This window comes from Azospirillum sp. TSO22-1, assembly GCF_003116015.1.
GTDB lineage: Bacteria > Pseudomonadota > Alphaproteobacteria > Azospirillales > Azospirillaceae > Azospirillum.
On sequence record NZ_LGQZ01000101.1, the window covers coordinates 67,682 to 94,620 of the forward strand.

30 protein-coding genes are annotated in these 26,939 nt (G+C 69.8%); 19 read left to right on the top strand and 11 right to left on the bottom strand.

The features are described from left to right. Positions 1–3: 3 nt before the first annotated feature. Both cydB and TSO221_RS36880 read left to right on the top strand, forming a co-directional pair. A complete protein-coding gene (gene cydB / locus TSO221_RS24465) occupies positions 4–1,011 on the top strand; it encodes a cytochrome d ubiquinol oxidase subunit II (protein ID WP_109121127.1) in 1,008 nt (335 codons plus the stop codon). 252 nt (positions 1,012–1,263) lie between these two features. Further along, complete coding sequence (locus TSO221_RS36880; protein WP_109121128.1) at positions 1,264–2,292, top strand: methyl-accepting chemotaxis protein; 1,029 nt, start codon at positions 1,264–1,266, stop codon at positions 2,290–2,292. Positions 2,293–2,460: 168 nt separating this feature from the next. Here TSO221_RS36880 and TSO221_RS24475 read toward each other — a convergent pair whose 3' ends face one another. Then, positions 2,461–2,919: an Hsp20 family protein gene (locus TSO221_RS24475; protein WP_109121129.1), complete on the bottom strand. Its 459-nt coding sequence runs from the start codon at positions 2,917–2,919 to the stop codon at positions 2,461–2,463. A 252-nt stretch (positions 2,920–3,171) separates the two neighbouring features. Between TSO221_RS24475 and TSO221_RS24480 the strand changes: the two genes are divergently transcribed. Both TSO221_RS24480 and TSO221_RS24485 read left to right on the top strand, forming a co-directional pair. Further along, positions 3,172–3,585: a DUF1465 family protein gene (locus TSO221_RS24480; RefSeq protein ID WP_109121130.1), complete on the top strand. Its 414-nt coding sequence runs from the start codon at positions 3,172–3,174 to the stop codon at positions 3,583–3,585. A gap of 245 nt (positions 3,586–3,830) precedes the next feature. Continuing rightward, entirely contained in the window at positions 3,831–5,762 is a 1,932-nt protein-coding gene (locus TSO221_RS24485) for a hypothetical protein (RefSeq protein WP_109121131.1), read from the top strand. A 68-nt stretch (positions 5,763–5,830) separates the two neighbouring features. Here TSO221_RS24485 and rpmE read toward each other — a convergent pair whose 3' ends face one another. Then, positions 5,831–6,055: a 50S ribosomal protein L31 gene (rpmE, locus tag TSO221_RS24490; RefSeq protein ID WP_109121132.1), complete on the bottom strand. Its 225-nt coding sequence runs from the start codon at positions 6,053–6,055 to the stop codon at positions 5,831–5,833. 149 nt (positions 6,056–6,204) lie between these two features. On the opposite strand from rpmE, the gene TSO221_RS24495 reads away from it, so the two are divergent. The 8 genes from TSO221_RS24495 (at position 6,205) to TSO221_RS24530 (ending at position 14,801) form a co-directional block, all read left to right on the top strand. Then, positions 6,205–8,001, top strand: coding sequence for an ABC transporter transmembrane domain-containing protein (locus TSO221_RS24495; protein WP_199229607.1), 1,797 nt, complete (start codon positions 6,205–6,207; stop codon positions 7,999–8,001). A gap of 180 nt (positions 8,002–8,181) precedes the next feature. Then, positions 8,182–9,531, top strand: a complete 1,350-nt coding sequence (locus tag TSO221_RS24500) for a hypothetical protein (protein ID WP_109121133.1) — start codon at positions 8,182–8,184, stop codon at positions 9,529–9,531. A 94-nt stretch (positions 9,532–9,625) separates the two neighbouring features. Then, entirely contained in the window at positions 9,626–10,654 is a 1,029-nt protein-coding gene (gene queA, locus TSO221_RS24505) for a tRNA preQ1(34) S-adenosylmethionine ribosyltransferase-isomerase QueA (protein ID WP_109121134.1), read from the top strand. Further along, positions 10,651–11,802, top strand: coding sequence for a tRNA guanosine(34) transglycosylase Tgt (gene tgt / locus TSO221_RS24510; protein ID WP_109121135.1), 1,152 nt, complete (start codon positions 10,651–10,653; stop codon positions 11,800–11,802). The genes queA and tgt overlap by 4 nt, the downstream gene beginning before the upstream one ends. After that, positions 11,799–12,266 (top strand): preQ(1) synthase, encoded by a 468-nt coding sequence (queF, locus tag TSO221_RS24515; protein WP_109121136.1) that lies wholly within the window; start codon positions 11,799–11,801, stop codon positions 12,264–12,266. Before tgt ends, queF begins: the two co-directional genes overlap by 4 nt. Further along, positions 12,253–13,290 carry a tRNA epoxyqueuosine(34) reductase QueG gene (gene queG, locus TSO221_RS24520; RefSeq protein ID WP_109121137.1) on the top strand — a complete coding sequence of 346 codons (1,038 nt, stop codon included), beginning with the start codon at positions 12,253–12,255 and terminating at the stop codon, positions 13,288–13,290. The genes queF and queG overlap by 14 nt, the downstream gene beginning before the upstream one ends. Before the next feature lie 133 nt (positions 13,291–13,423). Next, the gene (locus TSO221_RS24525) at positions 13,424–14,446 is read left to right on the top strand and encodes a hypothetical protein (RefSeq protein WP_146208899.1); all 1,023 of its coding nucleotides are present in this window, start codon (positions 13,424–13,426) and stop codon (positions 14,444–14,446) included. 19 nt (positions 14,447–14,465) lie between these two features. After that, positions 14,466–14,801, top strand: coding sequence for a hypothetical protein (locus tag TSO221_RS24530; RefSeq protein WP_146208900.1), 336 nt, complete (start codon positions 14,466–14,468; stop codon positions 14,799–14,801). 58 nt (positions 14,802–14,859) lie between these two features. Here TSO221_RS24530 and TSO221_RS24535 read toward each other — a convergent pair whose 3' ends face one another. From TSO221_RS24535 to ybaK, 3 genes are read right to left on the bottom strand one after another with little or no spacing between them, the layout of a single operon-like run. Then, positions 14,860–15,495: a histidine phosphatase family protein gene (locus tag TSO221_RS24535; RefSeq protein WP_109121140.1), complete on the bottom strand. Its 636-nt coding sequence runs from the start codon at positions 15,493–15,495 to the stop codon at positions 14,860–14,862. After that, complete coding sequence (gene kdsB / locus TSO221_RS24540; RefSeq protein WP_109121141.1) at positions 15,492–16,277, bottom strand: 3-deoxy-manno-octulosonate cytidylyltransferase; 786 nt, start codon at positions 16,275–16,277, stop codon at positions 15,492–15,494. The genes TSO221_RS24535 and kdsB overlap by 4 nt, the downstream gene beginning before the upstream one ends. 17 nt (positions 16,278–16,294) lie before the next feature. Next, positions 16,295–16,777, bottom strand: a complete 483-nt coding sequence (gene ybaK / locus TSO221_RS24545) for a Cys-tRNA(Pro) deacylase (protein WP_109121142.1) — start codon at positions 16,775–16,777, stop codon at positions 16,295–16,297. A 226-nt stretch (positions 16,778–17,003) separates the two neighbouring features. On the opposite strand from ybaK, the gene TSO221_RS24550 reads away from it, so the two are divergent. Continuing rightward, the gene (locus TSO221_RS24550) at positions 17,004–17,579 is read left to right on the top strand and encodes a cold shock domain-containing protein (RefSeq protein WP_109121143.1); all 576 of its coding nucleotides are present in this window, start codon (positions 17,004–17,006) and stop codon (positions 17,577–17,579) included. Positions 17,580–17,799: 220 nt separating this feature from the next. Then, positions 17,800–20,226 (top strand): response regulator, encoded by a 2,427-nt coding sequence (locus tag TSO221_RS24555; protein WP_109121144.1) that lies wholly within the window; start codon positions 17,800–17,802, stop codon positions 20,224–20,226. Positions 20,227–20,230: 4 nt separating this feature from the next. Here the strand turns inward: TSO221_RS24555 and TSO221_RS24560 are convergent, their stop codons facing one another. From TSO221_RS24560 to TSO221_RS24575, 4 genes are all read right to left on the bottom strand, one after another. Further along, entirely contained in the window at positions 20,231–20,443 is a 213-nt protein-coding gene (locus tag TSO221_RS24560; RefSeq protein ID WP_109121145.1) for a hypothetical protein, read from the bottom strand. Positions 20,444–20,483: 40 nt separating this feature from the next. Beyond that, a complete protein-coding gene (locus TSO221_RS24565) occupies positions 20,484–21,665 on the bottom strand; it encodes an MFS transporter (RefSeq protein ID WP_109121146.1) in 1,182 nt (393 codons plus the stop codon). 86 nt (positions 21,666–21,751) lie between these two features. Next, the gene (locus TSO221_RS24570) at positions 21,752–22,039 is read right to left on the bottom strand and encodes a hypothetical protein (protein WP_109121147.1); all 288 of its coding nucleotides are present in this window, start codon (positions 22,037–22,039) and stop codon (positions 21,752–21,754) included. A 112-nt stretch (positions 22,040–22,151) separates the two neighbouring features. Then, positions 22,152–22,928, bottom strand: coding sequence for an enoyl-CoA hydratase (locus TSO221_RS24575; RefSeq protein WP_109121148.1), 777 nt, complete (start codon positions 22,926–22,928; stop codon positions 22,152–22,154). A 289-nt stretch (positions 22,929–23,217) separates the two neighbouring features. Between TSO221_RS24575 and TSO221_RS24580 the strand changes: the two genes are divergently transcribed. The 5 genes from TSO221_RS24580 (at position 23,218) to TSO221_RS24600 (ending at position 25,861) form a co-directional block, all read left to right on the top strand. Next, complete coding sequence (locus TSO221_RS24580) at positions 23,218–23,583, top strand: phage baseplate assembly protein V (protein WP_109121149.1); 366 nt, start codon at positions 23,218–23,220, stop codon at positions 23,581–23,583. A gap of 11 nt (positions 23,584–23,594) precedes the next feature. Continuing rightward, positions 23,595–24,224, top strand: a complete 630-nt coding sequence (locus tag TSO221_RS24585; RefSeq protein ID WP_109121150.1) for a LysE family transporter — start codon at positions 23,595–23,597, stop codon at positions 24,222–24,224. Then, the gene (locus TSO221_RS24590) at positions 24,221–24,832 is read left to right on the top strand and encodes a class I SAM-dependent methyltransferase (protein WP_109121151.1); all 612 of its coding nucleotides are present in this window, start codon (positions 24,221–24,223) and stop codon (positions 24,830–24,832) included. The genes TSO221_RS24585 and TSO221_RS24590 overlap by 4 nt, the downstream gene beginning before the upstream one ends. Positions 24,833–24,898: 66 nt before the next feature. Beyond that, positions 24,899–25,375, top strand: a complete 477-nt coding sequence (locus tag TSO221_RS24595; protein ID WP_109121152.1) for a GNAT family N-acetyltransferase — start codon at positions 24,899–24,901, stop codon at positions 25,373–25,375. 3 nt (positions 25,376–25,378) lie between these two features. After that, positions 25,379–25,861, top strand: a complete 483-nt coding sequence (locus tag TSO221_RS24600; protein ID WP_109121153.1) for an Rrf2 family transcriptional regulator — start codon at positions 25,379–25,381, stop codon at positions 25,859–25,861. Here TSO221_RS24600 and TSO221_RS24605 read toward each other — a convergent pair. Further along, positions 25,830–26,552: a hypothetical protein gene (locus TSO221_RS24605; RefSeq protein WP_158284200.1), complete on the bottom strand. Its 723-nt coding sequence runs from the start codon at positions 26,550–26,552 to the stop codon at positions 25,830–25,832. The two genes, TSO221_RS24600 and TSO221_RS24605, sit on opposite strands and share 32 nt — an antisense overlap. Before the next feature lies 1 nt (position 26,553). Next, a partial coding sequence (locus TSO221_RS24610) for an SPOR domain-containing protein (RefSeq protein WP_211099139.1) occupies positions 26,554–26,939 on the bottom strand: 386 nt, incomplete at its 5' end.

The window sequence follows — 26,939 nt, forward strand, 5'->3', positions numbered from 1 at the left end:
GCCATGGACCTGCCGCTGATCTGGAGCGCCATCATCGCGCTGGGCGTCTTCATGTACGTGCTGCTCGACGGGTTCGACCTGGGCGTCGGCATCCTGTTCCCGTTCGTGCGGGAGAAGCGCGACCGCGACGCCATGATGAACTCGGTGGCGCCGATCTGGGACGGCAACGAGACGTGGCTGATCCTCGGCGGCGCGTCGCTGCTGGGGGCGTTCCCGCTGGCCTACGCGACATTGCTGCCGGCCTTCTACATCCCGATCATGGTCATGCTGTTCGGCCTGATCTTCCGCGGCGTGGCGTTCGAGTTCCGCTTCAAGTCGACGCTGCGCTGGCCGTGGTGGGACGCATCGTTCTTCCTGGGCTCGCTGGTGGCGACGGTGATGCAGGGCATCCTGCTCGGTGCCTTCATCACCGGCGTGCCGGTGGAGGCCATCGAGGCCGGCAACTGGCGCTACACCGGCGGTGCCCTGGACTGGCTGACGCCGTTCAACCTCATGTGCGGGGCAGGGCTGGTGTGCGGCTACGCGCTCCTGGGCGCCACCTGGCTGGTGCTGAAGACCGAGGGGCACCTGCAGCGCTTCTCGTACCGCGCCGCGTGGTGGCTGGCGGCGCTGGTGGCGGCGTTCCTGGTGGTGGTCAGCCTGTGGACGCCCTTCGCCCACCCGGCGATCCGCGAGCGCTGGTTCAGCTGGCCGAACCTGCTCTACCTCTCGCCGGTGCCGCTGGTGACCGGGGCGGTGGTGCTGGCGCTGTTCGCGGCGCTGCAGCGGCGGCGCGAGTTGGCTCCCTTCGTGCTGACCATGGCGCTGTTCGCGCTGTCGTTCCTGGGGCTGGCGATCAGCCTGTGGCCCTACGTGGTGCCGCGCGCGCTGACCATCTGGGACGCGGCGTCGCCGCGCGATTCGCAGATCTTCCTGCTGGTCGGGGTGGCGTTCCTGCTGCCGGTCATCCTGGGCTACACCGTCTATTCCTACCGCGTCTTTCGCGGCAAGGTAGAGGAAGGATATCACTAGTCGCCGCGCCTGCCGGAGCGTGTCGCCCGCAGTACATTGTTGCCTGTTGTGATAAGCGTTCGGTTGCGGTGCACAAAATGCATTTTGTCGCAGGCAAGTGGCCTGTCTTTTGCGAAGATAATCAAGAATCTTGCCTGCATCATTACTTTGGCTCGTCTGGTTATGATGAACAGGTGAACAGTTTGCTCAAAAGACAGCCGTCGTGACCGAGTTTTGGGCAGACGTGCTGCGGATGTGCCGGAGGAAGCGCCCATGCCCGAACGCATCGTCGCCCTGTCCAGGGCGGTGTCGGAACTCGCCACCCGCAAGATGGACGAGATCCAGGAGGTCACCAACACCACCAAGATCCTGGCGCTGAACGCACTGATCGAGGCGATGCGGGCGGGGGAGGCGGGTCGGGGGTTCGCCGTCGTGGCGCAGGAGGTCAAGCTGATCTCCGAACGCATCACCAGCATCGGACAGGAACTGCGCGGCCGCATGGCGGAGCAGACCGGCGAACTGGACACGCTGGGCCGTCGGCTGGTCGCGCAGCTGCGCGGCAACCGGCTGGCCGACCTGTCGCTGAACATGATCGATGTCATCGACCGGAACCTCTACGAGCGGTCCTGCGACGTGCGCTGGTGGGCGACCGACAGCGCCGTGGTGGACTGCGCCGCCGACCCTTCCGCGGAGCGCCGCGCCCACGCGTCGAAGCGCCTGGGGGTGATCCTCGGCGCCTACACCGTCTACCTCGACCTGTGGATCGCCGACCGGCAGGGCACGGTCATCGCCAACGGCCGGCCCGACCGCTACCGCCGCGCTGCCGGCAGCTCGGTGGCGGGCGAGCCCTGGTTCCGCGAGGCGCTGCAGACGCGCAGCGGTGACGATTTCGCGGTGGCCGACATCGCCGTGAACGACGCGCTGGAGCGCAGCACCGTCGCCACCTACGCCACGGCGATCCGCGCCGGCGGCGAACCGGACGGCGCGGTTCTCGGCGTTCTGGGCATCTTCTTCGACTGGCAGGCTCAGTCGAAGGCGGTTCTCGACGGCGTCCGCCTCGGCGACGACGAGAGGGGGCGCACGCGCAGCCTGCTGCTCGACCGTCGGCACCGGGTCATCGCCTCGTCCGATGGCCGCGGCGTGCTGGCCGAGACCTTCCCGCTGAAGTCGGACGGGCAGAAGCAGGGATGCTACACCGACGACCAGGGCACGGTCGTCGGCTTCGCGCTGACGCCGGGGTACGAGACCTACCGTGGCCTGGGCTGGTACGGCGTCATCGTGCAGGAGGCGGCGCGGCGCTGAAGCGTCAGCGCGGCCGGCTCTGGTTCAGCGCGGCGAGGAAGGGCGAGGCGCCCGGCGACTGCGGCGGGCGCGGGCCGGCGGTGGGAAGGGTGGGGGCTACGGCCTTTCCAAAAGGCTGCAGCCTCCTCCTAACCTCCCCCGCCGGAGGCGGGGGAGGGACTTGGTCTTTTACGCCGCCTGCTGGGCCAGCGCCGGCTGGCGCTGGCCGGACGTCTCGATCCGGATGGCGCGCGGCTTCATCGCCTCGGGGATCTCGCGGGCCAGCTCGATGTGCAGCAGGCCGTTCTCCAGCCTGGCGCCACTCACCTTGATGAAGTCGGCCAGCTGAAAGCGGCGCTCGAAAGCGCGACCGGCGATACCCCGGTAGAGGAATTGGCCGGTCTCCTGCTCCTTCTTAGCTTTGCCAGTGACCACCAGCGAGTTCTGCTGCGCGGTGATCTCCAGATCCTCCGGAGCGAAGCCGGCGACGGCCATGCTGATCCGGTAGGCGGCGTCGCCCAGCTTTTCGATGTTGTAGGGCGGGTAGGAGGTGGCCTCGTCGGACGCCGTCGCGCCTTCGAGCAGGCGCGTCAGACGGTCGAAGCCGACGGTCGAACGGAACAGAGGCGAAAGGTCGTAGGTGCGCATGACATATCCTCCAAGCGAGCGATATTGCGATCGGGAACCACCACCAAGGTCGGCTCCCGCTGGCGTTGCGCCGGCGGACCCCGAATGGGCGTCCACCAGCGCCGTTAGACATAATCAGGGCTTCGCGCCGTTCAAGAGGGGCCTCGGCCAAGAGTCGGAGCGGCCGTCGGGGACCCGGCGCAACTCATTTTTTGTTAATCAGTTGCCGCCACGCTCGGTCACGGGCCTCGCGGCCGCGGGAGGAATTCGGCCGTGATCGCTGCCACGTTCTTCAATGGGACGTACGACGAGACGATGGCGCTGCTCATCGAGGCGCGCAACTACATCGCCTATCACGAATCCGGCGACCACCGGAGCCTGCCGCCGCACGTGCGGCTCCAGATCAGCTACGAGAGCATGCGGGTGACCAGCCGCCTGACCCAGGTGATGGCGTGGCTGCTGGCGCAGAAGGCGGTGCACGCCGGCGAGATCACCCGCGAGGTCGCCGCGTCCGAGGAGTTCGCGCTGTCCGGCGGCGAGATCTGCTCCGACCCCTCCGGCCCCGACAACGAGGACCTGCCGGGCGGCCTGCGCAGCCTGCTGGAGCGCAGCCACCGCCTCTACATGCGCGTCCACCGCCTGGACGAGCAGTTCCGCGAGCGGGTCGCGCAGCTGGCGGTGGGGTGAACCGGCCTTCCCTCCCGCCGGGGTGGAGGGGGATGGGTCTAGGGAAGCGGCGCGACCCGCACCGTCTTCGGGCCAGCGTCGGCCACGCCCTGCAGTCGGCGATACAGCTTTTTGGCATCCATATTCCGGAGACTTACCTGCAAACATTGCGGTTCCACCTTCTCACGTGCAATCCGCGCGCGTATGCTGTGACCGGAGCCGAGGCGAGGCTTCACCAACGCCGGCGATCGAAGGAAGCCCGGGTCATGGCCTACGGAAAGAGCGGAAGCGAGTTCTTGGTTCCCACCACGATCTATCTCAACCAGGAAGACCCGAAAATCACGGCGCTGAGCAACGGTGGCTTCGTCGTAACGTGGACGGACTTCAGCCATACCGGCGGCGACACGAGCATGTGGGCGGTGCGCGCGCAGGTCCACTCCGCCAGCGGTGCCCGGGTTGGCGGCGAGATCCTGGTCAACACCAACACCTTCCTGTATCAGTATGAGCCTGCAATCACGGCGCTGAGCAACGGCGGATTCGTTATTTCCTGGACCGACTACAGTGAGACCGGCGGCGATACTTCTGCTGCGGGGGTGCGCGGGCAGGTGTTCGCGGCGGATGGCAGCCGCTCCGGAGGCGAACTCTTCTTCAACGCCACCACCACCAACAGCCAGGAGAACAGGGTTCTGGCGGGGCTGAGCAACGGCAGCTTCGTCGCCGTCTGGAGAGACAGCAGTCGGAGCAACGATTACAACATCGGCTGGGCCTTGCGCGGGCAGCTGTTCAACCCCGACGGCACCCGTTCAGGCAGCGAGTTCCTCATCAATCAGTCCAACTATCAGCCTGACCCGGCCCACTTCCCGACGTTCAATCACGATTTACCGAGCGTCGCGGCGCTGAACAACGGCGGCTTCGTCGTCACGTGGCAACAGCGTTACGACGAGGGGAAAGGTTCCTCGGTCGGGCAAATGTATGCCGCTGATGGCTCCCGTGTGGGCAGCGAGTTCGGAATCGCATCCTCCACCGCCACAACCGGCCCGGGGGCGCCTCACGTTGCGGCGCTGAGCAGCGGCGGCTTCGTCGCCATATGGAGCTGGAGCCCCTACGGACTTCACGGACAGTTGTTCGCCAACGACGGCACCCGCGTGGGCAGCGGGTTCTCCGTTATCGACAGCAGGAGCACTTCGAACCCCAACATCACGGTGCTGAGCGACGGCAATTTCGTCGTCACTTGGGAGGAGTACAACGTGGACAGCGGCGATGCCGACAGTGGGGGGGTGCATGGTCGGCTGTTTACCGCCGGCGGCACCGCTGTGGGCAGCGAGTTCCTCGTCAACACCACCACCAGATACAATCAGACCACTCCCACCATCGCGGCGCTGACCGGCGGCGGCTTTGCCGTCGCTTGGCGGGACTACAGCTTCAGCAGCGACGATCCTCTCAGCGTCGCCATACGGGCGCAGGTGTTCGCCAACTCAAGCGGATCCGACGCTCCCGTCTACCGCTTCTTCAACGTCGATACCGGATTCCACTTCTACACCGCGTCGGCGAGCGAGCGGGACAGCGTGATGCAGAACCTGCCGCAGTTCCATTACGAGGGCGAGGCGTTCAACGCGGCTAGCAGCCCGGCCCCCGGCACCTCGCCGGTCTACCGCTTCTTCCACAAGGGACTGGGGAACCACTTCTACACCGCCAGCGAGACCGAGCGGAACAGCATCATGAACACGCTGTCCCACATCTATTCCTACGAGGGCACGTCCTACTACGCCTTCGAGGGCAACTCGCAGAGCGCGCCGGCCGCCGGCGCCACGGCGGTGTACCGATTCTTCAACTATCAGCGCGGATCGCATTTCTTCACCGCCTCGTCCAGCGAACGGTATTCGGTGATCGCAAACCTGTCCGGCACCTTCCGTTACGAGGGGATCGGCTACTACGTGCCCGCCAGCAGCACGACGAGCGCGTCGGCCGCTGCCGCCGGGGAGAGCCTGTACGATACCGACGCCACGGCCTTCTTCGGCGCCGGCCCGGCCTCGGATGCGGGCGACCGGCTGGGCGCGGGTGCCGCCGGAGCCGTCTTCGACGACGGGAGGTCCATGCTGTCGTCGACCTTGCTGGCCGTCGCGCCGAGCGTGCAGTCCATGACCGGCGATCTCGTCGCCGGCTTCAGCGGTCAGGATCCGAATCCCATCTGGCACTGAACGCGGCAAACGCGAAAAGGGCGCCTGGCAACCCAGGCGCCCTTTTCGCAAACGCGACCGGCTTCGGCTTAGTTCTTGAGGCCGAAGTTGGCAAAGCGCTTGTTGAACTTGGCGATCTGGCCGCCCGTGTCCAGCAGCTTCTGCACGCCGGTCCAGGCCGGGTGCGACTTGGGGTCGATGTCCAGGCGAATGGTGTCGCCGGCCTTCCCCATGGTGCTCCGGGTCGTGAACGAGGAGCCGTCGGTCATGACGACGGTGATCTCGTGATAATCCGGATGGATGTCTTTCTTCATGGCCGAGGTCCCTAAAAGCGAGCCGCGTTTATAGCGGCGACATCGGCGGGATGCAACCTGTTCCGTGCGCATGACGCGCCTAATCTTGAGCATGGCCCCCCGGCGTGCCATATGGCCGCTCAGATCCAGTCATAAGCCAAGGATTTCCGGTGCGCGAACAGCCGACCGACGAAACCGCCGAGAGGCGCCGCGACCTCAAGCCGCTGCGTCGGCTGGTCCCCTTCCTGTGGCCGTACCGCCTGCGGATGCTGGGCGCCTTCGTGGCGCTGGTGGTGGCGGCCGGCACCGTGCTGGGCATCGGGCAGGGCATGCGGGTGCTGGTCGACCGCGGCTTCGCGGCCGGCGACGCGGCGCTGCTCGATCGCGCGCTGCTGGTGCTGCTGGGCGTCATCGTGCTGATGGCGGCCAGCACCTTCGGGCGGTTCTATCTGGTGTCGTGGATCGGCGAGCGGGTGGTCGCCGACCTGCGCCGCGCCGTCTACGACCATGTGCTGAGCCTCAGCCCCGGCTTCTTCGAGACGACGCGCACCGGCGAGATCCTGTCGCGGATCACCACCGACACCACGCTGCTGCAGACGGTGGTCGGCTCCTCGGTGTCGATCGCGCTGCGCAACCTGCTGCTGCTGATCGGCGGGCTGGGGATGCTGATGCTCACCTCGGCCAAGCTGACCGGGCTGGTGCTGCTGGGCGTGCCGGTGGTGGTGGCGCCGATCATCCTGTTCGGGCGCCGGGTGCGCCGGCTGTCGCGCGACAGCCAGGACCGCGTCGCCGACGTCGGCGCCCACGTGGACGAGACGCTGACGGGCATCCGCACGGTGCAGGCCTACACCCACGAGCCGCACGAGCGCGCCCGCTTCGCCGGACGGGTCGAGGACGCCTTCCGCGTCGCCATCGACCGCGTGCGGGTGCGGGCGGTGATGACGGTGGCGGTGATCGTGCTGGTGTTCGGCGCGGTCGGGCTGATCCTGTGGGTCGGCGGCCACGACGTGCTGGCCGGCCGGCTGACGCCGGGCGAGCTGTCGGCCTTCGTCATCTACGCGGTGGTGGTCGCCGGCTCGGTTGGCGCGCTGTCCGAGGTGGTCGGCGACCTGCAGCGCGCGTCCGGCGCCACCGAGCGGCTGTTCGACCTGCTGGCCACCCGCTCCGACGTGCAGCCGCCGGCGCAGCCGAAGCCGCTGCCGGTGCCGCCCCGCGGTGCACTGGCGTTCGAGGAGGTGCGCTTCCACTACCCCTCGCGCCCCGACGACGCGGCGCTGGAGGGCTTCACGCTGGACGTGGCGCCGGGCGAGACGGTGGCGCTGGTCGGCCCGTCGGGGGCGGGCAAGAGCACGGTGTTCCAGCTGCTGCTGCGCTTCTACGACCCGCAGGCCGGCGCGGTGCGCCTGGACGGCGTGGACGTCCGCGACGCCGACCCGGCCGAGGTGCGCCGGCGCATCGGCCTCGTCTCGCAGGACCCGGTGATCTTCTCCGCCGACGCCTGGGAGAACATCCGCTACGGCCGCCCCGACGCGACGGACGAGGAGGTGCGCGCCGCGGCCGAGGCGGCGCACGCGCTGGACTTCCTGGAGGCGCTGCCGGACGGCCTGTCCACCTACCTCGGCGAGAAGGGCGTGCGGCTGTCCGGCGGGCAGCGCCAGCGCCTCGCCATCGCGCGGGCGATCCTGCGCAACCCGCCGGTGCTGCTGCTCGACGAGGCGACCAGCGCGCTCGACGCCGAGAGCGAGCGCATGGTGCAGGACGCGCTGGAAAAGCTGATGAAGCAGCGCACCACGCTGATCATCGCGCACCGCCTCGCCACCGTGCTGAACGCCGACCGCATCGCGGTGATGGAGCAGGGCCGGATCGTCGCCTCCGGCCGCCACGCCGAGCTGGTCGGCCAGGGCGGCCTGTACGCCCGGCTGGCGGCGCTGCAGTTCGATCGGGCGGAGGGGCGGGCGGCGGAGTAGGCGCGCTCCGGTAAAATACTCGCGTATGCGGATGCCGCCGCAGTTCTGCATACTCAAGCATGCAGTGCGTCACGGTGTTCGGAAATTGCTTCAAAATGACTCTCATTACTGCTGGAGGCGCCGGATTGCCCAAGTATCGTCGATCCCGCACGTGGGGTGTTGCCATTGGGGGAGAGAACGATGACGGCCTATGACGAATTTCAGCGGACCTTTTGTCTGTCGCTGCTGGCGAACCGGGTGTGGCTCGACCACGGGGCGCAGAGCGCCCTGCAGGCGCAGCTGCAGCAGGAGCTGTCCTATTTCCTGACGGTCTCCGGCTCCGAAAAGAACGTGGAGAGCGGGGCGTCCGCGCTGATCGGCGACTGGACCGTCACCTGGGGACCGGTGGTCTGGCAGAACGCCGGGTCGGATGTCGCCGACAACGCGATGTACGTCGCCTACTGCCCGGACGTGCCGAACCTGGGCGCGACCTACGTGGTGGCCATCGCCGCGACCAACCCGATGTCCGGCTTCGACTGGGGGACGGAGGATTTCGACGTCGCGCAGGTGGTGGACTTCTCCTCCTACGCGCCGCTGACCACGGCGCCGTCGCCGGCGCCCTCCGGGCAGATCGACGACCAGACCGGCGCTTACATCTCGATGGGCACGGCCACCGGCGTCTACAAGCTGCTGCAGATGGTCGGCACGGTGTATGAGGGCCAGGACTCCGGTAAAACCAGCGCGAGCCTCGCCGACTACCTGACCGGCGCCACCATCGACAAGGGCGCCACCATCGTCTTCACCGGGCACAGCCTGGCCGGCGCGCTGTCGCCGACGCTGGCGCTGTATCTCAAGGCCTCCGGCCGGCTGGGCCAGTTCGCCGCGGCCAACGTCTACCCGACGGCCGGCGCCTCGCCGGGCAACGCCAACTTCGCCAACCTGTTCAACACCACCTTCCAGCAGACCCCGGCGGGCGCCACCAGCCGCCAGCAATGGAACACGCTGCTGTGGAACCAGTTCGACGTGGTGCCGCACGCCTGGAGCACGCAGGCGGCGACGCCGAACACGGCGTTGCCGTCGCTCGCCAACGTCGCCGACCTCTACACCGACGGCCACAAGGTGGACGAGCTGTCGTCGGTGACCTGCCTGGTCGGCAAGGCGACGGGCGCGTCCCAGGGCTCCGGCATCACCTACACGCCGCTGCGCAACCAGTGGCTGCCCGGCCAGCTGTTCGAGGGGTGGATGCCGGTTTCGGCGGACCTCTCGCTGCCGGTCAACGTGCCGCCGCTGAACCTGCTGGGCGAGCTGCTGCAGATGGCCTACCAGCACATGGCCGAATACAACGCCGCGGACATGCTGGACGTCGAGGACTTCGCCGCTCAGGCCAAGGCGGTGCAGGTGCCGCTGGTCAGCGGCGTCTCCAAGGACACGCTGTACACGTTCCTGACCACGGTCCTGGGCTGGAGCGGCAAGATCGGCTGCGGCATCGCCACGATCGAGGCGGACGCGGCCGACCTGCAGGCCGCGGCGGCGCAGCCGGCCGGAGCGTAAGCGTGCGGACGGGCCGGCCCACGTTCGCGCGGGCCGGCCATGTCCGCCAGACGCTTCCCTTCGGCCGCCGGAGTCGGGTATACCCGCGGCCTTCATGAAGACCGCCGATTTCGACTTCGAGCTGCCGCCCGACCGCATCGCGACGCACCCCGCGCGCCCGCGCGACTCCGCGCGCCTGCTGCTGGTCGGCGAGTCCCTGTCCGACCGTGTCGTCCGGGAACTGCCGGACCTGCTGCGGCCCGGCGACCTTCTGGTCTACAACGACACCCGCGTCATTCCGGCGCGCTTGACCGGCGCCCGCGGCGCCGTGAAGGTCGAGGCGACGCTGCACAAGCGCGAGGGCGACGACGCCTGGGCCGCCTTCGCCCGCCCCGGCAAGCGCCTGAAGGTCGGCGACACCGTGGCGTTCGCCCCGGGATTCTCGGCGGTCGTCGAGGCGAAGCGCGAGGGCGGCGAGGTGCGGCTGCGCTTCAACGTCGGCGGCGCCGGGCTGTTCGCCCGGCTGCACGAGCACGGCTTCATGCCGCTGCCCCCCTACATCCGCCGCGACGCGCCGGACGAGCAGGACCGCGCCGACTACCAGACCGTCTTCGCCGCCCGGGAGGGCGCGGTGGCCGCGCCCACCGCCGGCCTGCACTTCACGCCGGAGCTGCTGGCCGCGCTGGAGGCCAGGGGCATCCGGCGCGTGCCCGTCACGCTGCACGTCGGCGCCGGCACCTTCCTCCCCGTCAAGGTCGAGGACATCGCCGAGCACCGGATGCACGCCGAGTACGGCGAGATCTCCCCGGACACGGCCGAGGCGGTGAACGCCACGCGGGCCGCCGGGGGGCGCATCGTCGCGGTCGGCACCACGGCGCTGCGCCTGCTGGAGTCCGCAGCAAGCGAGGACGGCCGTCTGGCGCCCTTCGCGGCGGAAACCGACATCTTCATCACCCCCGGCTACCGGTTCCGCGCGGTGGACGTGCTGCTCACCAACTTCCACCTGCCGCGCTCGACGCTGTTCATGCTGGTCTGCGCCTTCGCCGGCATGGAGCGCATGAAGGCCGCCTACGCGCACGCCATCGCGTCCGGCTACCGGTTCTATTCCTATGGCGACACCTCCCTGCTGATGAGGGCCCCGTGACCGGGTTGGCGTTCGAACTCCTGAAGACCGACGGCGGCGCGCGCCGCGGCTGCCTGCACACCGCGCACGGGCTGGTCAACACCCCCGCCTTCATGCCCGTCGGCACCGCCGGCACCGTCAAGGGCATGCACCCGGAGCAGGTGAAGGCCACCGGGGCCGAGATCCTGCTGGGCAACACCTACCACCTGATGCTGCGCCCGACCGCCGAGCGCGTCGCACAGCTGGGCGGGCTCCACAAATTCATGAACTGGCCGGGGCCGATCCTCACCGACAGCGGCGGCTTCCAGGTGATGTCGCTGTCCGACCTGCGCACGCTGGACGAGGACGGCGTCACCTTCCGCTCGCACATCGACGGCTCCAAGCACCGGCTGACGCCGGAGCGCTCGATGCAGATCCAGCACCTGCTGGATTCCAACATCACCATGGCCTTCGACGAGTGCACGCCGTTCCCCGCGACGCACGCGCAGGCGGAATCCTCCATGCGCCTGTCCATGAAGTGGGCGGCGCGTTGCAGGGAAGCCTTCGTCGAGCGCTGCGGCTACGGCCTGTTCGGCATCGTGCAGGGCGGCGTGTACGAGGACCTGCGCGCCGAATCGGTGGCGGCGCTGACCGGCATCGGCTTCAACGGCTACGCCGTGGGCGGCCTCGCGGTCGGCGAGGGGCAGGAGGAGATGTTCCGCGTCCTCGACTTCACCACGCCGATGCTGCCGAAGGACCGGCCGCGCTACCTGATGGGCGTCGGCCGGCCGAGCGACCTGATCGGCTCGGTCCGCCGCGGCATCGACATGTTCGACTGCGTGATGCCGACGCGCTCCGGCCGTACCGGGCAGGCGTTCGTGCGGCGCGGCCAGATCAACATCCGCAACGCCCGCCACGCCCACGACGACCGCCCGCTGGACGCCGAGTGCACCTGCCCGACCTGCACCGGCTATTCGCGCGGCTACCTGCACCACCTGTTCAAGGCGGGTGAGATGCTGGGCCCCATGCTGTTGACGTGGCACAACCTGCGCTTCTACCAGGACCTGATGGCGAGCCTGCGCGCCGCCATCGAGGAGGGCCGCTTCGAGGAGGTGGCCACCGCCTGGGAAGCCGAGATGGCGCTGGGGGACGTCGAGGCGACGCCCGACCCCCTGAAGGAGCTGACATGAGCGATCCGACGATCTACCAGGGCCTGACCCAGCTGGGCGGCAGGACCGAACAGCCGCAGTCGCCCGAACAGGCGGTGCTGGAGCGCGTGCCGAACCCGCACCCCGGCACGCAGTACCTCGTGCGCTTTGCGGCGCCCGAGTTCACCTCGCTGTGCCCGATCACCGGCCAGCCGGACTTCGCGCATCTGGTCATCGACTACGTGCCGGGCGACTGGCTGGTCGAGAGCAAGTCGCTGAAGCTGTTCCTTACCTCCTTCCGCAACCACGGCGCCTTCCACGAGGCGTGCACCGTCTCCATCGCCAAGCGGCTGGAGGCGGAGCTGAGCCCGCAGTGGATCCGCATCGGCGGCTACTGGTACCCGCGCGGCGGCATCCCGATCGACGTGTTCTACCAGTCCGGCGAGCCGCCCAAGGGCGTGTGGATCCCCGACCAGGGCGTCGCCTCGTACCGTGGCCGCGGCTGAGGACATCCGGGCCGGGATCCGGGCGCGGGCCCGGTCCCTCGGGTTCGATCCGGTTGGCTTCACGGCCGCCGCGCTGGACGACGGCGCGCGCGCCGGCCTCGCCGGCTACCTGGAGGCCGGCCACCACGGCTCCATGGCCTGGATGGAGGAGAAGCGCGAGCGCCGTGAGGACCCGCGCGGCCTGTGGCCGGAGGCGCGCAGCGTGGTGGTGCTCGGCACCTCCTACGCGCCGGGCTTCGACCCGCTGGAGAAGCTGGAGCACAAGGACCGCGGCGTCATCTCGGCGTATGCGCTGAACCGCGACTACCACGACCTGATCAAGGGCCGGCTGAAGCAGCTGGCGCAGTGGATGGTCAGCCGCTTCGGTGGTGAGGTGAAGGTGTTCGTCGACACCGCCCCGGTGCTGGAGAAGCCGCTGGCGGCGCGGACGTCGGTGGGTTGGCAGGGCAAGCACACGGTGCTGGTGTCGCGCACGCACGGCTCCTGGCTGTTCCTCGGCGAGATCTACACGACGCTGGAGCTTCCCCCCGACGAGCCGCATCAGGACCGCTGCGGCACCTGCCGGCGCTGCCAGGACGTCTGCCCGACCGACGCCTTCCCGGCGCCGTACCGGCTCGACGCCCGGCGCTGCATCTCGTACCTGACCATTGAGCACAAGGGGCCGATTCCCGAGGAGTTCCGGGAGGCCATCGGCAACCGTATCTATGGCTGCGACGACTGCCTGGCGGTGTGCCCGTGGAACCGCTTCGCGGTTGCGTCGAAGGAGGCGGCGTTCCAGCCGCGCGCGGAGCTGACGGCGCCGCGGCTGGCGGAGCTGGCAAAGCTGGACGACGCGGGATTCCGTGCGCTGTTCAGCGCCTCCCCGGTGAAGCGGATCGGACGGGACCGGTTCGTGCGCAACGTGCTGATCGCGCTGGGCAACTCCGGCGATCCGGCGCAGGCGGAGACGGCGCGGGGGTTGCTGGACGATCCCGACGAGGCGGTGCGGGATGCTGCGAAATGGGCGGTGGGGCAGCTTTCCTGACGCGTGCGTCCTATGCATAAGCCCTAAGTCTGAATACCTATTCTCGCAATACGGGATCAGTATTGCGTAACGCTCGTTATAATCTGGCGTTGCGGGGTGTCTGTGCTTTTTTAAGCAACCGGGAGGTCATGCAGTGACCGTTGCGATCACAAACCCCAGCCATGGTGCCACGAAGGCAGTTGGATTTTATGCGTTGTTCCTTCGAGGGGTGGCGACAGCTGCTGCGTTGCTTGCTGCTGGTTGTGCGATCGGACCGTCGCAAAGCAATGTAGCGTTGTTCGCAAGCGCTTTGGGCGGTGCAGCATCCAGCATGCGGGGCGGCTATCAAGCGGCGCAGAACGTTGAAACGGTCGAAAGCCGCGCGGTCATAACGACCGCCGCCATGTGCCGTGCGAGCGACTGTCCGCCGGTGACCACCCTGTCGCCCGATACGCCGGTGCTGACAGATCAACTCCTCACGCGGCAGTACATGGTGCTTGACGGGATCAGCGCCTATGCGGACAAGCTTGTGAGCTTGACCAGCCCGGAAACCCAGACGCTCGTCTCCCAGTCGGTCGGCAAGGTTGGCGCCAGCCTCAAGGCACTGTCGGCTGAAACGGCCACCGTGACGAATGCTCGGGCGCTGCTGATCGACAACCAAACCATTGACAATGGGGTGAGGGCGATCGGTGCGCTCGGCGATTTCCTGGTCCAGGAGAAATTGAATGCCGAGTTGCCGAAGGTGATCGAGGAGAATCACCCCGTCATCGTCAATTATGCCAATTACCTGGATGCGACCATCGGTTCGCCGGTGGATATCACAGACCCGGGCGGAAAGCCCGTACTGGCGCACGGCCTGCGAGCCATTTTGGCCCTGAAAGTCGCCAAGATCGATCAGAACTCCGCGGTGTTGATCAACCGGCTTCGCAAAGACCAGAAGTTTGGAAGTGCGGATCTGATTGACTACACCGGAAAGGTATATGACAGCAATTTGAGCCGCGCGCGGCAGACGGATGCGGCGCTGGTCGAGGTTCAAGCGGCACTTAAGAAGATGGTGGCCGCGCACGCGGCACTGAAAGCTCCGAAGGACCCGACCACCTCCCAGCAGATCCAGTCCTTTGCCGCGTTCGTGCACCGCGCGGCAGAAGCCGTCAACCGTGCAATGGGCAAGTCATAGAAGGTCCCGGGGGTGAGAGATGGATACTTATGAACAGGCAAAACAGGCACTTCAGCGGCTCCAGGATGAACTTCACCGCGCCATGTCGAACCCGGTGTTGAGTGAAGCCCAAGTGCAGCTGTGTCTCAACGCATACAACGCAGGCAACACGGAGTTGCAGCGCCTTCTGGCCATCGCGATCTCGGAACTCCATAAGGAGTATAAAATTGACCAGGATCCGGCCAAGAAGTTGAGCGTATCTTTAACGAAATTGGAAAAATCTCTCGCAAAAATTAAGAGCACGGCTTCTCAGATTCAATGGGTGCTCGACGCGATCACGGATGTTTTGAGAATCATCGCGCCGTTCTTGCTGTGAGGCGCGGGGAGGTGGAAGGGGCGGCCCATCCCACCTCTTCCATTCTTCTGCTCGCAAGCTAACCGATGCCAAATTTCTCCGGCTTCGCGTTCCAGCACACCAGCCGCAGCCGGCCTTCCTCGCGCCGCACCAGCCCCAGGTGCCCGGTCTTCATCTGGTACGACACGCCCGGCTCGGGGATCCCCAGCAGCCGCGGCACGAAGCGCAGCGTTCCGTTGCTCGACACGATCAGCCGCGTCTCGCCGTCCTTGGCGTTCGCCAGCACCTCGTCGAGGAACGAGCGCAGCGCGTCCAGGATCTCGCCTCGCGTCGAGCGCCACCCGGCACCCTCCGGCCAGACATCTTCCTTCTGCCACGCCTCGGCCATCGCGGTGCCGCCGGGCAGCGCGGCGATCTCCTCGGAACTCAGCCCGGCCCAGGCGCCGTAGTCGATCTCGTCCAGGCGGGGATCCTGTACAGCCGTCACCTGCGGGCACAGCGCGTCGCGCACAATCCCGGCGAACCCACGAGTCCGCTTCAGCGTGCCCGAGGTCACCGACGCCGGCACCAGCCCGGCCGTCCGCAACGCCTCGGCGGCCTCGCGCGCCTGTTCCTCGCCGCGTTCGACCAGGGGCAGGTCGGTCTCGCGCCCGACCCAGACGACCTTGTCGCCGGGGCCGAAGGTGTTGCCGTGACGGGCGAAAACGAGGTTCACACCAGTTCTCCTTCGCGCTCGATGATCGCCTCCACCACCGGCACGTCGCCCGGCGCGTCCACCGAGCCGTGCGTGCGGCCGCGGTAATCCACCGTCACCACCTGGATCGGGATGCCGTTCTCCAGCGCGCGCAACTGCTCCAGTTGCTCGGCCTGCTCCAGCGGCGTCGGCTCCAGCGTGGCGAGGCGGTCGAGTGCCTCCACCGAATAGCCGTAGATGCCGATGTGCCGGTAGACCGGCGGCTTCTGCGACGTGTCGCGGGTGCGCAGGTACGGGATGACGGTTTTCGAGAAGTACAGCGCCCGCCCGGTGCGGTCCATGGTCACCAGGGTGCCGCTGGCCGGGTTGGCGCGCTTGTGCTCCTCCAGGGCTGCCAGTTGCTCCCACGAGCAGTGCACGGCCGCGGTGACGATGCTGACCGTCGGGTCGGCGTGGAAGGCATCGACCAGCGCCTGCACCACCCAGGGCGGCGTCAGCACCGCGTCGCCCTGCAGGTTGATGACCGCGTCCGGCCGCTTCGCCAGCGTCCGGATCGCCGCGTGTGCGCGCTCGGTGCCATTCGCGCAGTCGGGGGAGGTCATGATCGGCACGGCGCCGAAGCCGCGGGCGTGCTCGGCGATGCGTTCGTCGTCGGTGGCGACGTAGACCTCGCTGACGCCCTGCACCGCCTTGCCGATGGCCCACACCCGATGAAGCAGGCTCTTGCCCCGGATCGGCAGCATCGGCTTGCCGGGAAGCCGCTTCGAGCCGTAGCGCGAGGGGATGACGATGGCGATGTCCATGCCGGCCTTCCGAAGAGTCATTTCACCGTGATGGGGCATAGCACAGCTTTGAGCGCGCGGGCGAGGTCGGCGGGCTTGCAGGCGATCTGCAGGCCGCGCCGGCCGCCGTTCACCACCATCTCCGGCAGCGACTCGGCGCTCGAATCGATGAAAGTGCGCAGCGGCTTGCGCTGGCCCAGCGGGCTGATGCCGCCGACCGTGTAGCCGGACGAGCGCTCCGCCGCCGCCGGGTCGGCCATGTCGGCCTTCTTGGCCCCGGCGGCGTGCGCCAGCGCCTTCATGTCGAGCCGCGCGCCGGCGGGGATCACCGTGCACACCAGCGCCTTGGTGTCGAGCTGTGCCACCAGCGTCTTGTAGACCACCGCCGGGTCCAGCCCCAGCGCCTGTGCGGCGTGCAGGCCGATGGCGTCGGCGTTGGGATCGTAGTCGTACTCCAGCAGCCGGAACTCCATGCCCGCCGCCTTGGCCGCGTTGACCGCGGGTGTGCCCTTGCTCGCCATAGTCTTTTCCTTCCGAGTCTCCCGCGATTTCCCTCGGCCGAAGGTCGGTATGCCTCCGCCGAAGGACGTGCCGTGTGCATACGGACTCGCCAACGGGAGGGGTACAATGTTGTTTTTCCCGTGGCGAGGACAATGGCGATTGAAATGTCGCCAAACTCGGGTCATCTTCTCTGAGCCGCAATCCGTATGGGGTCGCGGCGCGTCACTTCTTGCACGAGACTTGTTCATGTTCGACCGCCCGCAGCGCAACGCCTTCCGCGCTCCCGAGATCACGCATCGCGACATCCGCGCCACCGTCAAGTGGTACAACCCGACCAAGGGTTTCGGTTTCGTCACCCCCGATGACGGCTCGCCGGACGCCTTCCTCCACTCCACCGTCGTTCAGTTCTCCGGCCATGACGCGCTGCCGGACGGGGCGACCATCGTGTGCGACCTGTCGCGCGGCCCGAAGGGCCTGCAGGTGGCCACCGTCCACTCCGTGGACACCTCCACCGCCAGCGCGCCGCAGCGTGCCCCGCGCGCTCCGCGCGGCGACTACGGCGGGGGATATGACCGCGGCGGCTACGACCGCTACGCCGACCAGGGCGGCGACGGCGAGGTCGTCGACGGCACCGTGAAGTGGTTCAACGCGACCAAGGGCTTCGGCTTCGTCGCCCCGGTCTCCGGCGGCAAGGACATCTTCGTCCACATCCGCGCGCTGGAGCGCTCGGGCCTCGACGGCTTGGCCGACGGCGAGCAGGTGCGCGTCACCATCCGCCAGGGCGCCAAGGGCCCCGAGGCGGAGCGGGTCGAGGTCGTCTGATCCACCAGTCTCCGCGTCGTTGAACGCCGAGGGTGCGGTGCCCCAAGAAGGGCATCGCACCCGTTGCCGTCCGTGCAGGAAGGGCCGCCCCTCGGGGCGGCCTTTTCGCGTTCGGGAGGGGCCGGCTCGGCGGATTGGAGGGGTGGCATAGAACGGCCGCACCTTTGCGCCGCGCCGGGAATGCCGATTATAAGGGCTCGAAACGGGGAATGGAGGAACGGTGACCGTGACGACGCTGCTGGAGCGCAGCCTCGACTGTTTCGTGGTGGGCCGGCCGAACCTGCTGCGCGCGCACGGTGCCGCGGTCCTGTGCGTCGTGCTGGCGCTGGCCGCGCGGCTGGCACTCGATCCGTTCGTCGCGAACGTCGTGCCGTTCGCCACCTTCTACCCGGCGATCCTCATCGCCACCCTGGCCGGCGGCGGGCGGGCCGGCCTGTCGGCGTGGGCGCTGAGCAGCGTTCTCGCGTGGTACGTCTTCTTCCCGGTGCGCCTGACGTTCAACGCCCTGACGCCGTCCGAGGCAACCAGCCTCGGGTTGTTCGCCTTCACCAGCCTGCCGGTGGTGTGGGTGGCGCACCGCCTGCGCGGCGTCGTGGCCGCCCTGCACCAGAGCGAGGAGCGATTCCGCACCCTGGTCGAGGCGATGCCCAAGCTGGTCTGGACGGCGGACGGCGCCGGCCGCGTCGACTACCTCAACCGGCAATGGATCGAGTTCACCGGCGTGCCGGCCGGACGCCACCTCGGCGACGGCTGGCTGGAGGCGGTCCACCCCGACGACCGCGGGCGCGTGCGCGCCGCCTGGGCGGCGACGGTGGCCGGGCAGGGCGACTATGATCTGGAATACCGGCTGCGCCGGCACGACGGCGAATACCGCTGGTTCAAGGTGCGCGGCCTGCCGATCCGCGATTCCCTGGGCCGGCCGACGCGCTGGATCGGCAGCCTGGCCGAGATCACCGAGATCCAGGAGGCGCGGCAGGCGCTGGCCCGCTCGCGCGACGAGCTGGAGCGGCTGGTCGCCGAGCGCACGCGCGAGCTGGCCGACTCCAACCGCCTGCTGCTGGCCGAGAGCGCCGAGCGCGAGCGCGCCGAGGCGCAGCTGGCCCGCGCCCAGCGCCTGGAGGCGATCGGCCAGCTGACCGGCGGCGTGGCGCACGACTTCAACAACCTGCTGACCGTCATCGTCGGCAACCTGGACATGGTCGAGCGCGCCGCCGACGACCCGGAGCGGGTGCGCCGGCTGGTCGGCGGGGCGCTGGCCGCCGCCGGCCGCGGCGAGCGGCTGACGCAGCAGCTCCTCGCCTTCGCGCGCCGCCAGCCGCTGCGGCCGGAGGTCGCCGGCGTCAACCGGCTGGTGCGCGAGCTGGAGCCGCTGATCCGCCGCGCGGTGGGCGAGGCGGTGGAGGTCACCCTCGACCTCGGCGACGATTTGCGCCCCTGCCGCGTCGACACCAGCCAGTTCGAGGCGGCGGTGCTCAACCTCGTGGTCAACGCCCGCGACGCCACGCCGCCCGGCGGACGCATCACCGTATCGACGCGCGGGCTGGCTCTGCCCGCTCCCGACGCGCCCTCCGGCCTCGCCGACGGCGACTGGCTGGTGGTGGCGGTGCGCGACACCGGCAGCGGCATTTCGCCCGACGTGCTGCCGCGCGTCTTCGACCCGTTCTTCACCACCAAGGACGTCGGCAAGGGTTCCGGCCTGGGGCTGAGCCAGGTCTACGGCTTCGTCCGCCAGTCGGGCGGGCAGGTCCGGCTGGAGAGCGCGCCGGGCACGGGCACCACCGTGCAGATCTGGCTGCCCGCCGCCGCCGGTGCCGAGGAGCCGGCCGTGGCTCCGCCGCCCGAGGAGAGCGGCGACGCGCTGGCCGGCGCCGGCGAGACGGTGCTGGTGGCCGAGGACGACCCCGACGTCCGCACCGTGGCGGTGGACACGCTGCAGGCGCTCGGCTACCGCGTGCTGACCGCCCAGGACGGTGTCGAGGCGCTGGAGGTGTTGGAGGCGGCGGACGGCATCGCTCTGCTGTTCACCGACGTGGTGATGCCGCGCGGCGTCAACGGCGCCGATCTGGCGCGGCGGACGCAGGCGCTGCGGCCGGGGCTGCGCGTGCTGCTGACCTCCGGCTACACCGCGCAGGCGCTGACCTCGGAGCACGGCGTGGTGCATGGCTATCCGCTGCTGCGCAAGCCCTACCGCGGCGTCGAGCTGGCGCGCGCCGTGCGGGCGGCGCTCGGCACCCGCGCCGAGCAGCCGGCCCCGCCGCCGCCGTCCGGCGCCGCGCCGCCGCGCGTCTTCATCGTCGAGGACGACGAGCTGATCCGCCTGTCGACGCTGGAGCTGCTGGCCGACGTCGGCGCCAAGGTGGTCGGCGAGGCCGCCGACGCCGAGACCGCGCTGCAACGGCTGGACGCCCTGGGCGAGGTGGACGTGCTGTTCACCGACATGCGCCTGCCCGGCATGAGCGGTGCCGAGTTGGCTCGCGCGGCCCGCCGCCGGTGGCCGGCGTTGCGCGTGGTGCTGGCGACCGGGTACGGCGACATGGTGGAGGGCTTCGACGCCTCGGCGCCGGGCTCCGCGATCCTCGCCAAGCCCTATGGCGGCGCCGAGCTGCGCCGCCTGCTCGACCGCCTGCGCGCGGTGGAGCCGGTGTAGCGCATCACTGGTCCCAGCCGCCGCGGCTGGAGAGGAAGACCAGCCGCATCAGCCCGCAGGTCAGCAGCGCCACCCCCAGCGACCCCAGGCCGAGCGCCAGCCAGCCATGCACGCTCATGCTGTCGGAGGCGAGGTAGAGCTGGTACGCCGCCCAGCCGAGGGCGCCGGCGCAGGCCGCCGCCAGGACGAGGATCAGGAACAGGGTGCCGCGGGTCATGCCCTGGAGGGTGGGGCGGCGCGGGCCGGCGTCAAGCCAATCAGATCCTCGCCCGGAACAGCGCCGCCAGCAGCGGCAGCGTCGCGCCGGCCAGCAGGAACAGCGGCGGGTAGCCCACCGCCTCCGCCAGCGGCCCGCCGAGCGCCACGCCGGCCGCCTGCCCGAGGAAGAAGCAGGACGCGAACACCGACACCGCCACGCCGCGCGCGTAGGGCGCCATCTGCGTCGCCTGGGTCTGCAGCGTGTTGTGGAACAGGTAGAAGCCCAACCCGCACACCGCGATGGGTAGCGGCAGCAGCCACCAGGGCGGGCTCAGCGCGAAGGCGGCGAAGGCCAGCGCCAGCAGCACGCCGCCGGCCAGCACCATGTTGCGCTGGCCCAGCGCCTTGACCACCCGCGCCGCCGTGGTGGTGTAGACCAGGGCGCCGATGCCGAAGGCGGCGAGCAGCGCGCCGATGGCGGTGTAGCCCAGCCCGTAGGCCTGCCGCACGTAGGCGCCGACGAAGGTGAAGCCGCCGAAGAACAGCATGCCCTCGACGAACACCACGCCGACCACCAGCCGCACCCGCGGGCTGCGCGCCAGCGCGATGAAGTTGGAGACCAGCCCGGCCACGCTGACCGGGTTGCGGTGCTGCACCACCCGCGGCGAGCGCAGCTCCCGCACCAGCAGCGCGCCGATGCCGACGTACACGGCGGCCAGCGCCAGGAACACGCCGCGCCAGCCGATCCACTCGCCGAGCGCCCCGCCGGCCGCCTGCCCGGCGATGACGCCCATGATCTGCCCGGACATGAAGCGCGCCAGCACCGGCTGCCGCACCTCGTAGGGGACGATGTCGCCGATGTGCGCCATGGACAGCGGGATGATCGCCGCCGCCGTGGCGCCGCTGACCAGCCGCAGCCCGCCGAGCGTCGCCAGATCCCCGGCCAGCGCCGCCAGCCCGGTGCCGAGCGCCGACAGCAGCGTCACCGCGGCGATCAGCGTGTACTTGCCCCAGCGGTCGCCGATGGGGCCGTAGATCACCTGGCACAGCCCATAGGCCAGGGTGAAGCCGGTGGCGACCACCGAGGCGGCGGCGATGCTGGTGCCGAACTCCTCGGCGACCTGCGGCAGCAGCGGGTCGGCGACGCGCGCCGTGGCCGCCGAGGCGAACGCGGCGAGGCTGAGCAGCGCGATGGAGCGGACGGGAACCGGGACGGCGGGGCTGTCGATGGTATCGGTCATACCACGACCCTAACCGCGCACCGTCCGCCCCGCCAATGGTCCTCAGCCCATGACAGGGCTGCACGCGGCGCACATGATGCCGGCCGTTACGCCCGGCCTGCCACCGCGCCGCCGGCGCGCTCCACCGCGGCGACGCGGAAGCGGATGTCCCGGACGATGTTTTCGATCAGCGGATTGGCCTGCTCGGGCGGCAGGCCGCGGGTGGTCAGCAGCTCCAGCGTGATGCGGCGGTAGGCGTCGATGGCCATTTCGCGCGTTTCCGCCGGCACGCCGGCCAGGAAGGTGGACAGCTTCTGCGCCACCTCGGCGGCGGTGGCTTCGATGCGGGTGGTCGGGGCGGCGGGCGACTCGCGGACGGGGAGGGTGGCCGGCATCAGGGATTCCTTTCGGACCAACGTCCCATCCACGATAGCGGGGTGTGAACGCTCCACCAGACGCCCCGATGGCGTAACCGATCCGGGCGGGCCCCGCCGCTCCGGATCACCCCTATCGGCAGCGCGAGAAGTCGGGCGGGCGCTGCTCCATGAACGCCGCCACCGCCTCGCGCAGCTCGGCCGAGCGCAGGCATTCGTTGAACACCTCGGCCTCCTGGGCGATGCGCGCGGCCACCACCTCGACGTCGGCCTTCAGCAGCGCCTTGCTGCGGCGGAGCGCGCCTTGCGGCTTGGCGGCCAGCTTGCGCGCCACGCCCAGCGCGTGGTCCATCAGCGCGTCCGGCTCGACCACGGCGTTGACCATGCCATAGCCCAGCGCCGCGGCGGCGTCGAACGGCTCACCGAGCAGCAGGATCTCCGCCGCCTTCTGGTGGCCGACCCGGCGCGGCAGGATCAGCGACGAGGCCGCCTCCGGCACCAGGCCGAGGTTGACGAACGGCAGCTGGAAGCGCGAGCCGGGCGTGGCGTAGACGAAGTCGCAGTGCATCAGCATCGTGGTGCCGATGCCGACCGCCACGCCGTCCACCGCGGCGATCAGCGGCTTGGTGGCGCGCAGGATGGTGTCGAGGAATTCCAGGACCGGCGAACCGACGGTGGAGCCGCCGGCGGTGCCGTGGGCGAGGAAGTCGTTCAGGTCGTTGCCGGCGCTGAAGGCGCCGGGGGCGCCGCACAGGATGTAGTTGAGCACCGAGTCGTCCTGCTCGCCGCTGCGGATCGCCGCGATCATCGCCCGGTACATGTCGAGCGTCAGTGCGTTCTTCTTCTGCGGCCGGTCCATGCGGATCAGTCGCGTGCCGTCCCGGTCGGTGACGGCGATGGTGTCGGTCATGGTCGTTCCCTCTCCTGGCGTTGTCGTTTGCACCATAGCACATCAGGTTGACCTATACGTCAACATGCAACCTCGGACGAAGCCACGTGTTGTCGGGGGAACGGGTGATTCACCCCACTGCGAAAGAGGACCGATATGCGCGGAGCGCTGCTGTGGCTGCTGGGGATTCCGATCCCCGTCATCATCCTGCTGTACCTGTTCCACGTCATCTGATCGACAAGAAGACGGCCCCGTTCCGGGGCCTTCTTTTTTGCGCTAGGCTCCTTCTTCCGCCACCGGGAGACGAGCGATGAGACGAGCGAAGCATCCCCCGTCCGAGGGCCCCGGGCGCTATTACGGCAAGTACCGCGCGCTCGTTCTGGACAACGACGATCCCCTGAAGCTCGGCCGCGTTCTGTCCGAGGTGCCGGCTCTCCCTGGCGCGCTGCTCGATTGGGCGCTGCCCTGCGCGCCCGCCGCCGGCCCTTTGGCCGTTCCACCGGCCGGCACCAGCATCTGGGTGGAGTTCGAGGGCGGCGACCCGAACTTTCCGATCTGGAGCGGCCGTTTCTGGACGGAGGGCGAGGCGCCCGCACCGGTGATGATCGGCGGCACGACCGCCATGGACGGCGTGACTGTCGTGGGCGACGCCGGAATCTCCCAACCCAAGACCTGACGAGAGCCACCATGACCCCTACCATCGCCCTTCTCAGCATCCTTGGCGCGCTTGCGGTCGGGGCGGTCAGCCCGGGGCCGAGCTTCGTGCTGGTGGCGCGCACCTCCATTGCCGTGTCGCGGCGTGACGGGCTGGCGGCGGCGCTGGGCATGGGCGTCGGCGGGGTGGTGTTCTGCGCGCTGGCGCTGCTCGGCCTGCACGCGGTGCTGGCGGCGGTGCCGGCGCTGTTCGTGGCGCTGAAGGTGGCCGGCGGGCTGTACCTCGTGTACCTCGGCGTGTTCATCTGGCAGGGGGCGCGGCAGCCCATCGCGGTGCCCGACACCGCCGGGGGCGGGGGGCATGGCGCGGGGCGCAGCTTCGGCTTCGCGTTGGCGACTCAGCTGAGCAACCCGAAGACCGCGGTGGTTTACGCCAGCATCTTCGCGGCGCTGCTGCCCGCCGACCCGCCGCTGTGGGTGTCGGCGGTGCTGCCGCCGGCGATCTTCGCCATCGAGGCGGGCTGGTACGCGCTGGTGGCCGTGGCCTTCTCCGCTGGCCGGCCGCGGGCGGCCTACCTGCGCTCCAAGGCGTGGATCGACCGCGCGGCCGGCGCGGTGATGGCGGCCCTGGGGGTGCGGCTGGTGGCCGAGGCGGTGCGGTGAGCGGCGCCGGCCTGCCGGGAACCGCCGGCTACGGGGAGAGCGCCGACGCCCTGGTCGGCCAGTACGAGGGCATCACCTTCGAGGAGGTGCACCGCGACGTCCTGCACCTGATGCCGGCGCCCCCCGGCGCCGTGCTCGACATCGGCGCGGGCACCGGGCGCGACGCGGGCGCGCTGGCGGCCCGCGGATACACCGTCGTGGCGGTCGAGCCGACGCCGGAACTGCGGGCGCACGGGCGCCGCCTCCACCCGTCGCCGCGAATCACCTGGATCGACGACGGGCTGCCGGACCTGTCGGTGGTCATGGCGCGCGCCGGGCGCTTCGACCTGATCCTGCTCACCGCCGTCTGGATGCACCTGGACGCCGCGGAGCGGGCGACCGCCATGGAGCGCGTCGCCGGCCTTCTGCGGCCCGGGGGACGCGTCTCGCTGTCGCTCCGCCACGGCCCGGTGCCCGCGGGGCGCCGGATGTTCGACGTCCCGGCCGGCGAGACCGTCGACCTGGGCCGCCGCTTCGGCCTGCAGCCGCTCCACGTCGGCGAGCGGGAGGACATGCTGGGACGCGCCGACGTCCGCTGGAGCGTCGTGGTTCTGGCGCCCGCCCGCTGACGCCCCACCATTGCCGCGCCAAGCGTTCGGGATTACCTTCGAACGCGCGCCACAGGGATACCAGCAATGTCGCACCAGAATTCCTCTATCGTGGACGGCCCGGAGGCGGCGTTGCAGGTGCGCCCGGCCGAGCCGTCGGACGTGCCGGCGGTGATCGCGCTCGATGCCGAGACCACGGGCCTGGAGAAGCCGGACTACTGGAGCGACCTGTTCGAGCGCTACGGTCGCCGCCGCACCCCGGACCGCTTCTTCCTGATCGCCGAGCACGACGGGCGGCCGGTCGGCTTCATCGTCGGCGAGGTGCGGGCGTGGGAGTTCGGCTCGCCGCCCTCGGGCTGGATCTTCGCGGTCAACGTCAAGCCGGGGGCGCGGCAGTTCGGGGTCGGCACGCAGCTGTTCGAGTCGATCTGCGCGTGCTTCCGGCTGGCCGGCGTGCAGACGGTGCGGACCATGCTGTCGAAGGACGCGACGCTGCTGATGTCGTTCTTCCGCAGCCAGGGCATGCGGGGCGGCCCCTTCATCGAACTGGAAAAGAGCCTCTGATCGATGCGACTGCAGAAGGCCACGCGCTTCGCGCTGTACGCCATCCTCGACCTGGCGTCGGACCCGGAGAAGCAGTTCTCCGCCGCGGAGATCGCCGAGCGCTACGGCATCTCGGTCAACCACCTGTCGAAGGTGCTGCGCTCGCTGGGCCGCGCCGGGCTGGTCGAGGCGGTGCGCGGGGCCGGCGGCGGCTACCGCTTCAGCGGCAACGCCAAGCGCCTGACGCTGCTCGACCTCATCTTGCTGTTCGAGGACATCGACTCCGCCCCTGGCGCCGGCCGCGAGCCCGGCGACGCCACGCCGGAGGGGCAGGCGCTCGGCGGCGTGCTGGAGGAGATCGAGGACATCGCCCGCGCGACGCTCAGCTCGATCTCCGTCGCCACCATGCTGAAGCTGATCGCCGAGGAGCGCCGCAAGGGCGGCACCGACCCGCGGGCGGCGGCGGACGGGCCGTCTACTGCGCCAGCAGCTTCAGCAGGTCGGTGAGCACCTGGCTGGAGCGCAGGTCGTCGGCCGTGAACAGGTCGGGGTGCGCCGCCATCAGGGCGCGCTGGTCCTCGGTGATGCGGGCCAGCTCGGCCGAGGCCTTCCGGTCGGCCTCGCTCAGGCCGGCGACGAAGGCGAGGATGCCGTGCTTGCGGATGTGCTGGTCGAGGTTGACCAGGAACGTCCGCCGCTCGCCCAGCATCGGGTCGAGGCGGTCGCGGACGAACGCCTCCTTGCGCGCGTTGATCTCCTCCTGAGTGGGCCCGCGCTCGACCTCCTTGATCAGCGCCGCCGTCTCGCGGTCGCGCGCCTCGGCCGCCTCGGCGGCCTGCCGTTTCAGGTCCTGGGCCCGCTCGACGATCCGGCCCAGCGACGGGGCGGGCGGTGGCGGCGGCGCCTCGCCGGTGTATTTGCGCTTGAGCTCCCGCCCGCGGTCGAGGACGGCCTCCAGCGTGCCGGCGCGCGGGCGCGTCGCCGCGTCCTGGCGCTTGAGCGCCTGCGCCGTGTCGATCACCTCGGCGAGCGGTGGCGCGGACGGGGCGGGGGCGGCGCGCTTCAGCTCCTGCGCGGCCTCGATCACGGAGTCGAGGGATTCCGCCGCCGCCAGCCCCGGCGACAGCGCCAGCGCGACGGCGAGCATGGACCGGGCAGCGCGGAGCGCGGGGCCGGGGGACGGGACGCGGGCGGGCATGTCAGGGCCGCAGGATGGGCTTGCAGTCCGGATGGCCCTTGGCCTTCACCTCGTCGCAGAAGCGTGTGGCCTCGTCGCGGCTGGCGAAGCTGCCGACGCGCACCAGCCACAGCGTGCGGCCGTCGGTGCTGCGCGTCTGCGGCACGTAGAGCGGGTCGTAGGAATCGAGCACCGGGCTGAGCCGCTTCTTCAGGCGCTCCCACTCCGCAGCGGCGCGGGCGTCGCTGACGTAGGTGCCGATCTGCGCCTGCACGCCGCCCGCGGCAGGCTCCGCCTTGGCCGCGGGCTCGGCCGCCGGGGGCTGCGGCACCGCCGCGGGCGCCGGAGGCGGGGAAGCGGCCGCGACGGAGGCCGGGGCAGGGGGTGGAGGTGGGGCAGGGGGTGGCG

Bases quoted from the DNA above. Each gene is read 5' to 3' on its own strand.
- cydB (WP_109121127.1), top strand. From the start codon at position 4: ATGGACCTGCCGCTGATCTGGAGCGCCATCATCGCGCTGGGCGTCTTC.
- TSO221_RS36880 (WP_109121128.1), top strand. From the start codon at position 1,264: ATGCCCGAACGCATCGTCGCCCTGTCCAGGGCGGTGTCGGAACTCGCC.
- TSO221_RS24475 (WP_109121129.1), bottom strand. From the start codon at position 2,919: ATGCGCACCTACGACCTTTCGCCTCTGTTCCGTTCGACCGTCGGCTTC.
- TSO221_RS24485 (WP_109121131.1), top strand. From the start codon at position 3,831: ATGGCCTACGGAAAGAGCGGAAGCGAGTTCTTGGTTCCCACCACGATC.
- rpmE (WP_109121132.1), bottom strand. From the start codon at position 6,055: ATGAAGAAAGACATCCATCCGGATTATCACGAGATCACCGTCGTCATG.
- TSO221_RS24500 (WP_109121133.1), top strand. From the start codon at position 8,182: ATGACGGCCTATGACGAATTTCAGCGGACCTTTTGTCTGTCGCTGCTG.
- queA (WP_109121134.1), top strand. From the start codon at position 9,626: ATGAAGACCGCCGATTTCGACTTCGAGCTGCCGCCCGACCGCATCGCG.
- queF (WP_109121136.1), top strand. From the start codon at position 11,799: ATGAGCGATCCGACGATCTACCAGGGCCTGACCCAGCTGGGCGGCAGG.
- TSO221_RS24530 (WP_146208900.1), top strand. From the start codon at position 14,466: ATGGATACTTATGAACAGGCAAAACAGGCACTTCAGCGGCTCCAGGAT.
- kdsB (WP_109121141.1), bottom strand. From the start codon at position 16,277: ATGGACATCGCCATCGTCATCCCCTCGCGCTACGGCTCGAAGCGGCTT.
- ybaK (WP_109121142.1), bottom strand. From the start codon at position 16,777: ATGGCGAGCAAGGGCACACCCGCGGTCAACGCGGCCAAGGCGGCGGGC.
- TSO221_RS24550 (WP_109121143.1), top strand. From the start codon at position 17,004: ATGTTCGACCGCCCGCAGCGCAACGCCTTCCGCGCTCCCGAGATCACG.
- TSO221_RS24560 (WP_109121145.1), bottom strand. From the start codon at position 20,443: ATGACCCGCGGCACCCTGTTCCTGATCCTCGTCCTGGCGGCGGCCTGC.
- TSO221_RS24565 (WP_109121146.1), bottom strand. From the start codon at position 21,665: ATGACCGATACCATCGACAGCCCCGCCGTCCCGGTTCCCGTCCGCTCC.
- TSO221_RS24570 (WP_109121147.1), bottom strand. From the start codon at position 22,039: ATGCCGGCCACCCTCCCCGTCCGCGAGTCGCCCGCCGCCCCGACCACC.
- TSO221_RS24575 (WP_109121148.1), bottom strand. From the start codon at position 22,928: ATGACCGACACCATCGCCGTCACCGACCGGGACGGCACGCGACTGATC.
- TSO221_RS24580 (WP_109121149.1), top strand. From the start codon at position 23,218: ATGAGACGAGCGAAGCATCCCCCGTCCGAGGGCCCCGGGCGCTATTAC.
- TSO221_RS24585 (WP_109121150.1), top strand. From the start codon at position 23,595: ATGACCCCTACCATCGCCCTTCTCAGCATCCTTGGCGCGCTTGCGGTC.
- TSO221_RS24595 (WP_109121152.1), top strand. From the start codon at position 24,899: ATGTCGCACCAGAATTCCTCTATCGTGGACGGCCCGGAGGCGGCGTTG.
- TSO221_RS24600 (WP_109121153.1), top strand. From the start codon at position 25,379: ATGCGACTGCAGAAGGCCACGCGCTTCGCGCTGTACGCCATCCTCGAC.
- TSO221_RS24605 (WP_158284200.1), bottom strand. From the start codon at position 26,552: ATGCCCGCCCGCGTCCCGTCCCCCGGCCCCGCGCTCCGCGCTGCCCGG.